The organism is Kribbella sp. (genome assembly GCF_035655035.1).
Lineage (GTDB): Bacteria > Actinomycetota > Actinomycetes > Propionibacteriales > Kribbellaceae > Kribbella.
In genome coordinates this window covers 1-12386 of sequence record NZ_DASRVN010000036.1, presented here as the reverse complement: position 1 = coordinate 12386, position 12386 = coordinate 1, and the positions used below count along the sequence as shown (strand labels likewise).

The window sequence follows — 12386 nt, the reverse complement described above, 5'->3', positions numbered from 1 at the left end:
AAGGTGTGGTGGCACCGCGAGATTCCCCTTCGCCCACACCTCCGGGGTTCGAGAAATGACCTGGAGGTGAAACAGCAATGCGCATTCTCAGCCATGAGATCCCCTCAGCAGTGGGCCAGTCCGTCACGGTGGCCGGCTGGGTACATCGAAGACGACGGCTCGCCGCCGTCAGTTTCCTGATCCTGCGCGACCGGTCCGGCCTGGCCCAGATCGTCGTCAAGGGCGCGCCCGAGCGGTTGGACGAGCTCACCGAGGAGACCGTGGTCCAGGTGACCGGTACGGTCGCCGCGAACCCGCAGGCTCCCGGTGGCGCGGAGATCGTCGACCCGGTGATCACGCCGCTGACCGAACCGGCCGCGACGCCGCCGATCGAGCTCTGGCGCCCGACGGTCGGCGCGAGCCTGCCGGTCGTCCTGGACAACGCACCCGTCGCGCTGCGGCATCCGGTGGTGCGGGCCGGATGGGAGATCGCCGCGGCCGCGCTGTCCGGGTTCCGGGAGGCGCTGAGCGGTCAGGGCTTCACGGAGATCCAGACGCCCAAGATCGTTGGTACGGCCACCGAGTCCGGGGCGAACGTGTTCGCGCTGGACTACTTCGGCGGCCCGGCGTACCTGGCGCAGTCGCCGCAGTTCTACAAGCAGCAGCTGGTCGGGGTGTTCGAGCGGGTCTTCGAGGTCGGGCCGGTGTTCCGGGCGGAGCCGCACGACACGGTCCGGCATCTCGCGGAGTACGTGTCGCTCGACGCCGAGTTCGGGTTCATCAGCGACCACCGGGACGTGCTGGTGATGTTGCGTTCGGCAATCGCCGGCATGCTCGCGGCGGTCGGTGAGCGGGCCGGTGGCGCGTTGGAGCGGCTCGGCGTCACGGTGCCGGAGATCCCGGTCGACGTACCGGTGGTGCACTTCACCGAGGCCCTGAAGATCGCCGGCGCGGACCCGGACGAGCCGGACCTGGCGCCGGCCGACGAGCGGGCGGTCGGCGAGTGGGCGGTGCGCGAGCACGGCAGCGAGTTCGTCGCGGTCGAGGGCTACCCGATGGTGAAGCGGCCGTTCTACACGCATCCGCAGCCGTCGGACCCGCGCTGGTCGAACTCGTTCGACCTGCTGTTCCGCGGCGTCGAGCTGGTCACCGGCGGGCAGCGCCTGCACCGGTACTCGGACTACGTGGCGGCGCTCGCCGCGCGGGGCGAGTCGGCGGAGTCGCCGGCGTACAGCTCGTACCTGCAGGCGTTCCGGCACGGGATGCCGCCGCACGGCGGGTTCGCGATCGGGCTGGAGCGGTTCGTGGCCCGGCTGACCAGGGCGGAGAACGTCCGTGAGGTCACGCTGTTCCCCCGCGACCTGCACCGGCTGACCCCCTGATGGACACCACCGCGTCGGTCGTCGCCGAGCTGAACGTTGCCCTCGGCACCGATTATCGGCTGGTCCGGCAACTGACCGGTGGTTTCCAGTCCGGCGCGTACGAGCTCACCGGCGGCGTCGTCCTGAAGTGGACCGACGACGCCGGCTGGGCTCCCCGGGTACGGCGGGCGGCCGAGCTCGTCCGCCGCGCCCGGGCGGCCGGCTACCCGACGCCGGAGTGGCTGACGGTCGGCACCACCGCGGCCGGTTCGCCGTACCAGATGCAGGCCTTCGTGCCCGGTACGCCGGTCCGTGACTACTCGGTCGTGGACGAGTCGCTGGCCCGCGAGCTGATCGCGATCTGCGACCTGCAGCGGGATCTCCTCCCCGAGGACGGCGTGAGCTGGTCGGGCTGGGCGCGCGGCGTCGTCCTGGACGGCTGGGACGGCGTGTGGGAACGGGTCCGGCCGTACGGCGGTGAGCTGCTCCGGCGGTACGGCGAACTGTGCGCGCCGTACCGGAATGCGGTGCTGCCGGAGAACGACTTCGTGCACGGCGATCTGAACCTGGGCAATCTGATTGTCGACAATCGACAGGTGACCGGGATTGTCGACATCGAGGCGGCCGGGTGTGGTTCGCGGGCGTACGACCTGATCTCGCTGGCCACCTCGGCGGCCCGGGACGGCGCGCGGCCGGGGGTGGACGAGTTGTTCGTCGAGGCGGCGCTGCGGGCCGGCGGCCGGGCGACGGTCGCGTTCTGCGCCGCGGCGGCGTACGTGAGCATCGCGGAGTTCGTCCACGACCGCGGACTGGACGTGGAGCTGATCGAGTACGGCGCCCGGCGCGTGCTGGAGCTGCTCGAGGGCTAGCTGGTGACGGTGACCGGCGTCGAGGTCGTGGGCTGGCTCGTGTTGGTCACGTTGTCGGTGCTGGTGGCAACAACCCGGTAGGCACCGGCTGCGGGCGTCGACGTCCAGGTCACCTGGTAGTTGGTGGCGGCGCTGGTCGACGAGCCGATGGGCGTCCAGTTCGCGCTCGTGCAGGTGCCGGAGTAGCCGGTGCAGTAGTAGTACGCGACCGACTTCACGCCGGATCCGCTGCCGTCGGACGGGGTGTTGGTGAGCGCGGCCCCGCTGCTGACCGCGACGGTGACGTTGAAGGTCGTCGACGGAGCGGTCGACGTCAGGCCCGTTGCGGACGCGGTGAGGGTCAGCCCCAATGCGGTCGTATTGATGACCACGTTCCCGAAGGTCGCCTTGCCGGTGGAGTCGGTGGTCGCGGACGCGCCTGAGCTGATGACGCCGGCGGACGGTGCCAGCGTGACGGCGATCCCCGCGGTAGCGACCGCGTTCCCGCTCTGGTCCAGTACCTGCACGGTGATCGCCGGCGACAACGCCGTACCCGCGAATCCGTCGCTCGGCCCCTGCACGAACGCGAGCTTGCTGCCCGCCCCCGCGCTGACCACGATCGACGGACTGGTCGCGGACGCGAGCCCAGTACGAACCGCGGTCAACGTGTACGTCCCCGCGAGACCGAGTGCGACCCCGGTGAACCGCGCCACCCCCGAGGATGCCGCGACGTTCGTGTACGTCGAGGGCGCGGAGCTGAACGTCCCGCCCGACGGCCCGCTGCCGATCGTGAGCGAGATCGGGTCGGTGGCGGTCGTGACGGTGTTCCCGAAGGCGTCCTGCACGGACACCTGGAAGTCCGCGAGCGCGACGCCTGCCGTACCGGTCGAGGGCGGCGGGGTGGTGAAGGCGAGCTTCGACGCCGCACCCGCGGTCACCGTGACCTGGGGTGATCCGGCCGTGAGCGGAACTGCGGAGCCGGAGTTGCTGATCCGGGATCCGGCGGTGAAGGTCGCCGTCTGTACGGTCGTCGGCGCCACCACCTGGCTGTTGGCGCCGTACGTCAACGTCAAGGCTGTTCCGGCGTCGCAGCTCTGGCTCACGGTGATCGTCCAAGGCCCGGCCCCGGCGATTGACGGAGTACCCGCCGAGCAGCCGCTCACCGTCGTGTAGCCCGGCGCGCTGCTGTTCGTTGACGGCTGGGACCAGCCCTGAGGCACGGTGAGCGTGACCAGCGAGCCGGTGGTGAACTTGCCGGTCGTCGCAGTGAACGTGAACACGAGCCGGTTAGCCGTCGACCCCGCGACCACCGTGGCCGGCGTGACGGTCATGGTCCCGTCGCCGCTGTTCGCGTTACCGGCCGCGAACGCCGCCGGTCCCGCGAAGACGCCGACGACTACCAGTGCGGCCACCAGGACCGCCAAGCAGGCACGCGGAACTCTGAGGATGCTCATCACTGGTGTCCGTTCACGGTCGGGCGCGAGCTGGTGGGTGGCGTGGTGTCGACGGACAGCTGGGTCGCGGTGCTCGGCGCGCTGTTGTTGCCTGCGGCATCGGTAGCGACGGCGACGACGCGGTAGTCGCCGTCCGCGGCGAACGGTGCGTTCGTCGTGACCGGGAAGCCTCCGGTCGCCGTACTCGAGGAACCGATCAGCGTCCAGTTCGCGCTCGTACAGCTGCCGGTCGCTCCCGCGCAGTAGTAGTACCTCACCGACGCGACGGCGGACTGGCTGTCGGTGGCGGCATCGGTCAGCGTGACCGGTCCGCCGTTGACGAAGGTCCCGGACCTGACGGTCGCGGTGGCGACCGGTGCGGCCGCGGTCGGCGCGGTCACGTCGTACGTGACCGAGTTGTCGGTACTGGTCGACGCCGTGTTGCCCGCGCCGGCCGCGTCGTGGACCGTGTTCGCCGGGATCGAGACGGTCACCGTGCCGCTGGTGGTCAGGCCGCTGACGCTGACGGTGTACGTCGTCCCCGTGCCCGTCACGTCGACGCTAGCCCCGGCCGGCGACACCGTCACGTCGGCGCTGGTGAAGTCGGCGACGGGTTCGCTGAAGACCGCGGTGAAGTGGATCGGAACGGTGGCCGTCGGATCGGCCTGCCCGGAGGCCTGGTTGATGGTGACCGACGGCCGGGTGTTGTTGACCGTGACGGACGCACTCGGTGCGCTGGTCGCCGTCCAACTGCCGACGACCGCGGTCACCGTGTACTGGTACGAGCCGTCGGCAACCGCCAGATCGTTGCAGGACGTGCCGGTTGCGGGCTGCGCCGCCGACGTACCGCAGGCAGCAGCCGTCGTACTGCCACTGCTCCGGACAACGTAGTACCCGGTTGCCTGTGCAGACGCGGTCCAGCTGAGAGCCACCGTGCCGCTGCCCGGCGTGGCTGTCGCCGTGACGTTCAGCGGCGCGTTGAGAGTACCGGTGGGAGCACTGCCGGTACCTGCTCCGGCTGCGCTCCAGAAACCCCAGGCCAGCGCGGCGACGGTCGTTGTGAGCGTGACGACTCCTAGCATCAGAAGCAGGCGTCGAGCGATCATGGTCAGCTCCCCTGTCCCGCGCCGGAGTACGCGAGGGTGATGGTGGCGCCCTTGCAGCCGTCCTGGTTGGTCGCGGTGTCGAGCATCGTCACCTGCGGCCAGGACGTTTGCGGCACGTGCAGGCTGGAGAGCGCGGCGCTCGTCGTAGCCGGGACGGTCAGCGGATAGGTGCCGCCGTACTGCGTGATCCGGTAGTCCGCGGGTCCGCACGGGAGGTTGTGGGCGACGGCGTACGAGGTCCGGGTGATCTGGCCCAGGGCGACCGTCAGGTTCGTGACCGAGAGGGACTTCTTGTTCGGGTTCGTGAGCGTGAGGTCAAGCGGGCGAGTCACGCCGGGTGCGAGCAGACCGGTCAGGTTGCCGCTGATGGTGAACGCCTTGCCGTTGCTCTGCACGACGAGCGAGACAGTCGCGTAGGCGAACCGGTTGTTGCCCGTGGCGATCAGCATGAGCTGATAGCTGCCCTCGGGAACGGTTGCCGACGTGGTGATCTGCAAGGCCGAGGAGATCCCGGTGACCGGGTTCGGTGTGAAGGTGGCCTTGGCGCCTGAAGGCAGGCCGCCGAGGATGCCGAGCGTGACAGGTCCTGTGAGGTTCGTCCGGGTCAGCTGCACGGTGAAGACCGCTGCGCTGCCGGCTGCCAGCGTGATCGAGGCCGGTGTCACGGTCATCGTGAGCGATCCGGACAACGGGGCGTTCACGACCAGCCCTGCCTGGACAGTGCCGCTGACCTTCGCGCCGGTGCCCTGGACGGTGATCGCAGCCGAGCCCGTCGGCGTGGTGGACGTGGTCTGCACGGTCAGCGTTGTGGTCCTCGTGCTGCCCGAGGTGACGGTCACCGACGACGGGCTGAAGGATGCCGAGGCCCCGGCCGGTACGCCGGTGGCGCTGAACGTGACCGCACCGGCGTACCCGCCGGTGGACGTGACGCTGATCGTGTAGATCGCCGGCTGGCCGCGGGTCACCGACTGGCTGGCCGGCGTGCCGCCCAGCGTGATGCCGGGCTTCGCGGGCTGGGTCGCGTACGCCAGGCCGGCGACGGCGAGCAGCAGGCAGAGACCGGCGATCAGGAACCTGACCACGCGGCGCCGAGCCGTTGGCATGCCTCGCATCTCACTCCCCCAAGAAACTGCCCCAAGAAAACTGCCGCGGTCCCGGCCCGGACGGGGCGCCGGGTCGAGGTAACGCCCCGCCCGGGCCTGGGAAACCGCGCCGACCGATCAGTTGCTGCTGTAGGCCAGGTTGACCGTCGCGCCCTTGCAGCCGTCCTGGTTGGTTGTTGCCTTGTCGTTGAACTTGATCGTCGCGCCGGTGAAGTTCGCCGAACCGCCCGCGGCGACGTCGGTGGCGACCGTCATCGACGGGCTGGTCAGCGTGTAGTCCGTGGCGTCGCAGGTACCGGTGGCGTTCTGGGCCTGCGTGACGCTGGCGATGCTCACCGTGATCGAGTTCACGTACGCGCTGTTGGTGGCGTTGTTCGTGACCGTGCCGCTGATCGTCTGGGCGCTGTCGCCCGGGTGCAGGTCCGCGATCGTGCTGGTCTGCGCGATCGCCAGGCTGCTCGCGCCGGCCGCGGTGGCGCCGGAGCCGGAACCTGAGCCGGTGGTGCTCCAGTAGGCGAAGGCGGAGCCGGCGCCGATGACGAGCGTCGCGGCGGCCGCGATGATGATCTTCTTCTTGCGGTGCATGGCGGATTCCCTTCCCCCCGACCCCGAGTGGGCCGTCTTCCGGAAGGTTGTCAGCCACGGGACGCGCCGTCTGTCGGTCGATCGGTCAGTTCTCTGTCAGCCGATCGGTGATATCCAGGTGCTGTGAATTCCGAGACTGAGCGGGCCGTTCTGGCGGCGATCGACGACAACCGGATCGTCGACGATCTCCAGGAGCTGGTCCGGATCCCGAGTGTGGACGGGACCGCGGCCGAGGTGGATGTCCAGGAGTGGTGTGCGGCGCGGCTGCGGGCGCTGGGGATGACCGTGGATCACTGGCGGCTCGACCTACCGGTCGACGATCCGCAGTTCCCCGGGATGGAGGTCGAGCGTCCGGAGGCGTGGGGATGCGTCGGCGTTCTCGGCGGTACGGCGACGCCGGCGCTGGTTCTCAACGGGCACGTGGACGTGGTGCCGGGTACGGCGTTCGACGCGCGCGTCGAGGACGGCGTGATGTGGGGCCGCGGGACCTGTGACATGAAAGGCGGTGCCGCGGCGATCCTCGGCGCGGTGGCCGCGATCGTTGCCGCTGGCATCCAGTTGCGGAAGCCGCTCGCGGTGCACACGGTGATCGGCGAGGAGGACGGTGGCGCCGGTACGTTCGCGACCCTGCGGCGCGGGCATCACGGCGCGGCGTGCCTGATCGCAGAGCCGACCGCGGGCACGGTCATCCCGGCGAACGCGGGCTCGTTGACGTTCCGGCTGGAGGTGCCGGGGCAGGCGACGCACGGCTCGACGCGCAGCCGCGGGGTGAACGCGATCGAGAAGTTCACCGTGATCCAGACCGCGCTGCAGGAGCTCGAACGCGAACGCAACCGGGACCCGCATCCGTTGCTCGCGCACCTCGATCTCGCCAACCCGCTCTCGGTCGGCACGATCACCGCCGGCGACTGGGCGAGCACGGTTCCGGATCGGCTGGTGGCGGAGGGCAGGTACGGCGTACGGCTGGGTGAAGGTGTTGCGGAAGCACGAGCCGCCTTCGAGACGGCCGTGGCGGAGGCGTGCGCCAAGGACGAGTGGTTGCGGGAGCACCCGGTGCGGGTGAGCTGGCCGGGTGGCGAGTTCGCGTCAGGCATGCTGCCTGACGGGGACCCGCTGCTGGCTGACACGGTCCAGGCGGTGGCCGACGTACGCGGGGAGGCTCCCGCGGTACGCGGAGCGCCGTACGGGTCGGATCTGCGGCAGTACGCCGCGGCCGGCATCCCGACGGTGCAGTACGGCCCGGGAGACGTCCGGTACGCGCATGCCGCGGACGAGCACGTCGTACTGGCCGACGTACTGCACGCTGCCCGGGTGTACGCCCTGCTGGCTGTCCGGCGCTGCGGTTGATACAAATCCACCATGGTGCCGCTGCGGGGACGGTCTGAGGAGCTGGGCAAGCTCTTGGCGCCACAGCCCCGTCCGGGCGGATCCAGTCGGTGCTACAAGCTGCCGGAGTACGTCGGCGTCGCTGGGCCGCCGTACCGCCGCGGGCGCAGGAAGGGTGGGAGTCGCTGACGCCGATGGAGCGACGGGTCGCGCTGCTGGTGGCGGACGGTCACACGAACCGGTCGGCGGCGGAGGAGCTGGTCGTGTCGGCCAGTACGGTCGGGACGCATCTGCGGGCCGTGTTCGGCAAGCTCGGGGTGAATTCGCGGGTCCAGCTGACCCGGTTGGTGCTGGAGAGGTTCGCTCCTCCCCCGAACGCCTGAGATTTGGGTGCACTGCGTGGGTGGGCGTCGGGATCGGGTTCATGTGTTCGCGCGATCCGCCGGAGCGGGCGTTGGCGGTTTCCTTCTGGTAAGCAACCGAGAAGGGAAACGCGAGATGACTGAGAAGAGCTCCAGGGGCACAACCGTCGTCCTGGTGCATGGTGCGTTTGCGGAGAATGGCAGCTGGTCCGGTGTGATCGCCGAGCTGGGCAACCGTGGGATTCCGGCGATCGCGGTCGCCAACGAGCTGCGTGGACCCGCGCTCGACGGCAGCCGGGTGGCGGCACAGGTCCGCGAGATCGACGGCCCGGTCGTCCTGGTGGGGCACTCGTACGGCGGCGCCGTGATCACCGCGGCCGCCGAGCAGGCCGACAACGTGTCGGCACTGGTGTACGTCGCGGCGTTCGTACCGGAGGAGGGCGAGAGCCTGCAGGACCTGCTCGGCAGCTTCCCGGCCAACGACTTCGCCTCCGGCCTGGTCCCGCACAACCTCCCGACCGGCGACGGCGGCGAGGAGACCTGGCTGAGCATCGACCGGGACAAGTTCCAGGCCCTGTTCGCGGCTGACGTCGAGGACGCCGAGCTGCTCGGCCGGACCCAGCGCCCGATCGCGGCCGCTGCCTTCGACGAGAAGTCCGGTACGGCGAGCTGGAAGCGCCTCCCGGTCTACGACCTGGTCGCCACCCACGACGAGGCGATCCACCCGGACGGCCAGCGCCGGATGGCGGCCCGCGCGAACGCCACCACGATCGAGGTCGACGGCTCCCACGCCGTAGCGGTGTCGCAGCCCAAGGCGGTCGCCGACTTCATCGCCCGCGCCGTCGAGGCCTGACCCACCGACCCGTTTGAGTGGTTCACCACGGATCTGGCCCCTTCCCGCGCCGGGTGCGGCCTGCGAAGGGGCCGTTTCAGCGGTTAACCACTGAAACGGCCCCTGGGTTCAGTCGAGGGACTGGTAGATGGTGGTCCAGAAGTCCTGCATCAGCTGCATCGGTGTTGCCGTGGAGGCACCGACCTGGGTGAGCAGGATGCCGACGACCTGGTTGGCCGGGTCGGCGTACGTCGACGTACCGGAGCCGCCGTCCCAGCCGAACTGCCCGACCGGCGCGTAGTCGCCGCGGTACGTGCGCACCGCCATCCCGAAGCCCCAGCCGCCGTGCTGGCCCTGGCCGAACGAGATGTGCACGTTGTCCCGGGCCATCGCCGTCCGCCAGGCCAGCTGCTCCGGCGTGAGCCGGTTGGTCGTCATCAGCTCCACGGCCGGCCGGGACAGGATCCGCTCGCCCTGGTGCAGCCCCTGGTTGAGCAGCATCCGAAAGTACGCGTAGTAGTCGTCGGCGGTCGAGTTCAGCCCGCCGCCTCCGCCCTGGAACGCCGGCGGCGTGCTGTGGCGGCCGCCCTCGACCTCGTCCCACACGTGGAACTCCCCGGTCGCCGGATCCGGCACGTACAGCGGTGGCAGCCGGTGCAGGTCCTCGGCCGGTACGGAGAACCCGGTGTCCTTCATGCCGAGCGGTCCGAACACCCGCTCCCGCAGGAAGTCGCCGTACGACTGGCCGGAGACCCTGGAGACCAGTACGCCGAGTAGGTCGCTGCTGATCTGGTACTGCCACATCTCACCGGGCTGGTGCATCAGCGGCAGCGTCCCGAGGCGGCGCATCCACTCGTCCTGCTCGGGCATCGGCTCGGGCAGGTTCGGCGTGAGGCCCTGCGCGAAGACCTCGTTCATGATCGGCGTACCGAGCGAGGTCATGTCCATCCCGAGCCCGAACGTCGAGGTCAGCACGTCCCGGACCGTGATCGGCCGCTTGGCCGGCACGGTGTCGTCCAGCTCCGAGTCGATGGTCCGCAGTACCGTGCGGCCGGCGAGCTCCGGCAGCCAGGTCTCGACCAGGTCGTCGAGCCGCAGCTTGCACTCGTCGAGCAGCACCATCGCCGCGGCGACCGAGACCGGCTTGGACGTCGACGCCATCCGGAAGATCGTGTCCCGCCGCATCGGCGGGCCGCCGTCGTGGCGCATGGTCCCGAGGGTCTCGACGTACGGCTCGGCATCGCCACGGCCGACCAGGGCGACGACCCCGGGGATCTTCCCGGAGTCGACGTACCCGGCCAGGACCTCGCGCAGCCGGCGCTGACCTGCCGCGGAGATTCCGTTCGTTGACATAGGTGGTGCTCCCGTCTGTTGGAAGTGTCAGAGGCTGTGGGCGACGATGTCGCCGACGGTGGTGGTCGCCCGGATGGTGAGCTGGGCGGCCTCGGAGTTCTTCAGCGAGTTGTTGATCCGGCCGGTGGTGGTCCCGGCGTCCAGCGCGGCCGAGACGCCGGCAGCGGCGCCGACCTCGATCTCGCCGACGTCGGTGCGCAGCTCGAGCACGCCCCGGACGGCCTCGGCGATCCGGATGTCGCCCTTGCTGGTGCGTACCTCGGCCGGGCCGTTCAGGTGCCCGATCGCGACGTCGCCGGCGACGGTGGTGATCCGGGCGCTCGCGACGTCGGCGAGGTCGATCGTGCCGTGCGAGCTCTCGACGGCCACGTCGCCGAGCGTCCCGGTGCTGCGCAGTTCGGCGCTGGCCGCCTTGACCTCGACCTGGGACCCGGCGGGCAGTTCGACCTGCACCGCGACGGACCCGGACGGGCCGAAGTACTGGTTCTTGGTGACGACGAAGATCCGCAGTACGCCGTCCGCGTACTCGACCTGAGCCGCCTCGGCCGCCTTCACGTCCCGCCCCTTCGACGGGTCGACGGGCCGCACCTGGACGACGGTGTCGGTGCGCTCGGCGGCGACGAACTGGACGCGGCCGGCGGGGATGTTCAGTACTGCGGAGATCGGCGCGGAGGTGTTGAACGTGGTCATGGTGTTGCCTTCCTGAGTGGTGGCGAACTTTGTTGTTGCCACCACTCTGGAAGCGCCCCCTGACACCGGACCGCCGCCGTACTGACACGGCGGCTGTCACCGGATCAGCGACGGTCAGGCGAGGATTCGGCGCATGGCCGCGTGGCCGGCCGGGAGCCAGGTTGGTTTGCCGCCGGGGAGGTTCTTGATGCCTGCGGTGCCGATGGCGATCAGGGAGAGCGCGCGGGCGGCGGCCCAGGCGCGGGCGCGGCGGCGGGTGGCGTCGTCGACGGGGTAGGCGTCGAAGAAGCGGTCCACCGTGCCGTCCGGGAGGAGCAGCCAGGCGGCGGACAGGTCCGTGGCCGGGTCGCCGTGGGACAGGTCACCGAAGTCGACCACACCCGCGAGCGTGCCGTCGGCAACGACCACGTTGGCGGGGTGCAGGTCGCTGTGCAGCCACACCGGCGTACCCGTGTACTCCGGTGCCGCGACCCCGTCCGCCCAGACGTCCCGTACGGCGTCCTCGACGGCGAACTCGTCCGCCCACTTCTCGAAGCCCTCGGTGTGGCCGCGCAGGCCGTCACCGCGGCCCGGGGTACGCGGAGCATCAGCAGGCGCCTCTGTGTGCAGCGCCTGCAGGAACGCGGCCAGTGTGTCCGCGGCCTGGTCGGAGCTGATCGGCGTACGGTCGGCAGGCTCGCCGTGGACCCACGTGGTGACCAGCCAGGTCTTGGGGAAGCTGTCCGACGGCTTACCGAGCCGCAGCGGGGTCGGGACGGGCAGTGGGACCCGGGCCGCGATCTCCGGGAGCCAACGGTGTTCGTTCTCGAGCGGGCCTGACGTGCTGTCGTGGCGCTGGATTCTCAGGGCCAGGTCCTCGCCGAGACGCCACATCTGGTTGCCCCAGCCGCCGTCGACTTCCTTGAGCTCCAGGTCGGCCAGGTCCGGGTGGTGCTCTTTCAACAGGGTCCGCACGAGTTCCTCGTCCATGGAGCGTCAGACGCGTCACACAGGTACCTGGTTGGGAATAGGTCCACGGACCGGTCAGTTGCCGACTGTTATGCGCATTGATGTGTGGTCCGACGTTGTCTGCCCTTGGTGCTACATCGGCAAGCGCCGGCTCGAGCAGGCTCTGGCGGACAGTGGTGACGAGGCGACAGTGGTGTGGCACAGCTTCCAGCTGGACCCGTCGTCGACGAACGACGACCCGCGGGACCTTGCGACTCGCCTGGGCGAGAAGTACGGCCGCGGCCGCGACTGGGGCCTGCAGGCGAACGCCCAGGTCACCGAGGTCGCCGCTGAGGTCGGCCTGGAGTACCACCTGGACCAGGCGAAGGCCGTCAACACCGTAGACGCCCACCGTCTGCTCCACCTCGCTCGTGAGCTCGCTGAGTCCGGTGAGGTGCCCGCAGACACGCAGGGCCGCCTC

13 protein-coding genes are annotated in these 12386 nt (G+C 70.1%); 6 read left to right on the top strand and 7 right to left on the bottom strand.

All coding sequences use genetic code 11. The features are described 5' to 3' along the window. The first annotated feature begins 77 nt into the window (after nucleotides 1-77). Both aspS and VFF46_RS02590 read left to right on the top strand, forming a co-directional pair. Nucleotides 78-1361, top strand: coding sequence for an aspartate--tRNA(Asn) ligase (aspS, locus tag VFF46_RS02595; protein ID WP_325035360.1), 1284 nt, complete (start codon nucleotides 78-80; stop codon nucleotides 1359-1361). Continuing rightward, on the top strand, nucleotides 1361-2209 hold the full coding sequence (locus VFF46_RS02590) for an aminoglycoside phosphotransferase family protein (protein ID WP_325035359.1): 849 nt from the start codon (nucleotides 1361-1363) through the stop codon (nucleotides 2207-2209). The genes aspS and VFF46_RS02590 overlap by 1 nt, the downstream gene beginning before the upstream one ends. Here VFF46_RS02590 and VFF46_RS02585 read toward each other — a convergent pair. The 4 genes from VFF46_RS02585 to VFF46_RS02570 form a co-directional block, all read right to left on the bottom strand. Then, nucleotides 2206-3642 (bottom strand): hypothetical protein, encoded by a 1437-nt coding sequence (locus VFF46_RS02585; RefSeq protein ID WP_325035358.1) that lies wholly within the window; start codon nucleotides 3640-3642, stop codon nucleotides 2206-2208. The two genes, VFF46_RS02590 and VFF46_RS02585, sit on opposite strands and share 4 nt — an antisense overlap. Further along, the gene (locus VFF46_RS02580; protein ID WP_325035357.1) at nucleotides 3642-4727 is read right to left on the bottom strand and encodes a hypothetical protein; all 1086 of its coding nucleotides are present in this window, start codon (nucleotides 4725-4727) and stop codon (nucleotides 3642-3644) included. The genes VFF46_RS02585 and VFF46_RS02580 overlap by 1 nt, the downstream gene beginning before the upstream one ends. 2 nt (nucleotides 4728-4729) lie before the next feature. After that, nucleotides 4730-5830 (bottom strand): hypothetical protein, encoded by a 1101-nt coding sequence (locus VFF46_RS02575; RefSeq protein WP_325035356.1) that lies wholly within the window; start codon nucleotides 5828-5830, stop codon nucleotides 4730-4732. 117 nt (nucleotides 5831-5947) lie between these two features. Continuing rightward, a complete protein-coding gene (locus VFF46_RS02570; RefSeq protein ID WP_325035355.1) occupies nucleotides 5948-6415 on the bottom strand; it encodes a hypothetical protein in 468 nt (155 codons plus the stop codon). A gap of 123 nt (nucleotides 6416-6538) precedes the next feature. Here VFF46_RS02570 and VFF46_RS02565 point away from each other — a divergent pair, with 123 nt between their 5' ends. The 3 genes from VFF46_RS02565 to VFF46_RS02555 all read left to right on the top strand — a co-directional run bounded on the left by VFF46_RS02565 (nucleotide 6539) and on the right by VFF46_RS02555 (nucleotide 8956). Further along, nucleotides 6539-7762 (top strand): ArgE/DapE family deacylase, encoded by a 1224-nt coding sequence (locus tag VFF46_RS02565; protein ID WP_325035354.1) that lies wholly within the window; start codon nucleotides 6539-6541, stop codon nucleotides 7760-7762. A gap of 89 nt (nucleotides 7763-7851) precedes the next feature. Beyond that, on the top strand, nucleotides 7852-8124 hold the full coding sequence (locus VFF46_RS02560) for a helix-turn-helix transcriptional regulator (RefSeq protein WP_325035353.1): 273 nt from the start codon (nucleotides 7852-7854) through the stop codon (nucleotides 8122-8124). A gap of 115 nt (nucleotides 8125-8239) precedes the next feature. Beyond that, nucleotides 8240-8956, top strand: coding sequence for an alpha/beta hydrolase (locus VFF46_RS02555; protein ID WP_325035352.1), 717 nt, complete (start codon nucleotides 8240-8242; stop codon nucleotides 8954-8956). Between the two features lie 108 nt (nucleotides 8957-9064). Here the strand turns inward: VFF46_RS02555 and VFF46_RS02550 are convergent, their stop codons facing one another. From VFF46_RS02550 to VFF46_RS02540, 3 genes are all read right to left on the bottom strand, one after another. After that, on the bottom strand, nucleotides 9065-10288 hold the full coding sequence (locus tag VFF46_RS02550; RefSeq protein WP_325035351.1) for a serine hydrolase domain-containing protein: 1224 nt from the start codon (nucleotides 10286-10288) through the stop codon (nucleotides 9065-9067). A 27-nt stretch (nucleotides 10289-10315) separates the two neighbouring features. Then, entirely contained in the window at nucleotides 10316-10978 is a 663-nt protein-coding gene (locus VFF46_RS02545; protein ID WP_325035350.1) for a DUF4097 family beta strand repeat-containing protein, read from the bottom strand. 114 nt (nucleotides 10979-11092) lie between these two features. Further along, nucleotides 11093-11932: an aminoglycoside phosphotransferase family protein gene (locus VFF46_RS02540; RefSeq protein ID WP_325035349.1), complete on the bottom strand. Its 840-nt coding sequence runs from the start codon at nucleotides 11930-11932 to the stop codon at nucleotides 11093-11095. A gap of 85 nt (nucleotides 11933-12017) precedes the next feature. Between VFF46_RS02540 and VFF46_RS02535 the strand changes: the two genes are divergently transcribed. Further along, nucleotides 12018-12386, top strand: a 369-nt coding sequence (locus VFF46_RS02535) for a DsbA family oxidoreductase (protein WP_325035348.1), incomplete at its 3' end; no start/stop codon positions are given.

Excerpts from the sequence above, each read along its gene's own strand:
- aspS (WP_325035360.1), top strand. The coding sequence starts at position 78 with ATGCGCATTCTCAGCCATGAGATCCCCTCAGCAGTGGGCCAGTCCGTC.
- VFF46_RS02590 (WP_325035359.1), top strand. The coding sequence starts at position 1,361 with ATGGACACCACCGCGTCGGTCGTCGCCGAGCTGAACGTTGCCCTCGGC.
- VFF46_RS02585 (WP_325035358.1), bottom strand. The coding sequence starts at position 3,642 with ATGAGCATCCTCAGAGTTCCGCGTGCCTGCTTGGCGGTCCTGGTGGCC.
- VFF46_RS02580 (WP_325035357.1), bottom strand. The coding sequence starts at position 4,727 with ATGATCGCTCGACGCCTGCTTCTGATGCTAGGAGTCGTCACGCTCACA.
- VFF46_RS02575 (WP_325035356.1), bottom strand. The coding sequence starts at position 5,830 with ATGCCAACGGCTCGGCGCCGCGTGGTCAGGTTCCTGATCGCCGGTCTC.
- VFF46_RS02570 (WP_325035355.1), bottom strand. The coding sequence starts at position 6,415 with ATGCACCGCAAGAAGAAGATCATCATCGCGGCCGCCGCGACGCTCGTC.
- VFF46_RS02555 (WP_325035352.1), top strand. The coding sequence starts at position 8,240 with ATGACTGAGAAGAGCTCCAGGGGCACAACCGTCGTCCTGGTGCATGGT.
- VFF46_RS02550 (WP_325035351.1), bottom strand. The coding sequence starts at position 10,288 with ATGTCAACGAACGGAATCTCCGCGGCAGGTCAGCGCCGGCTGCGCGAG.
- VFF46_RS02545 (WP_325035350.1), bottom strand. The coding sequence starts at position 10,978 with ATGACCACGTTCAACACCTCCGCGCCGATCTCCGCAGTACTGAACATC.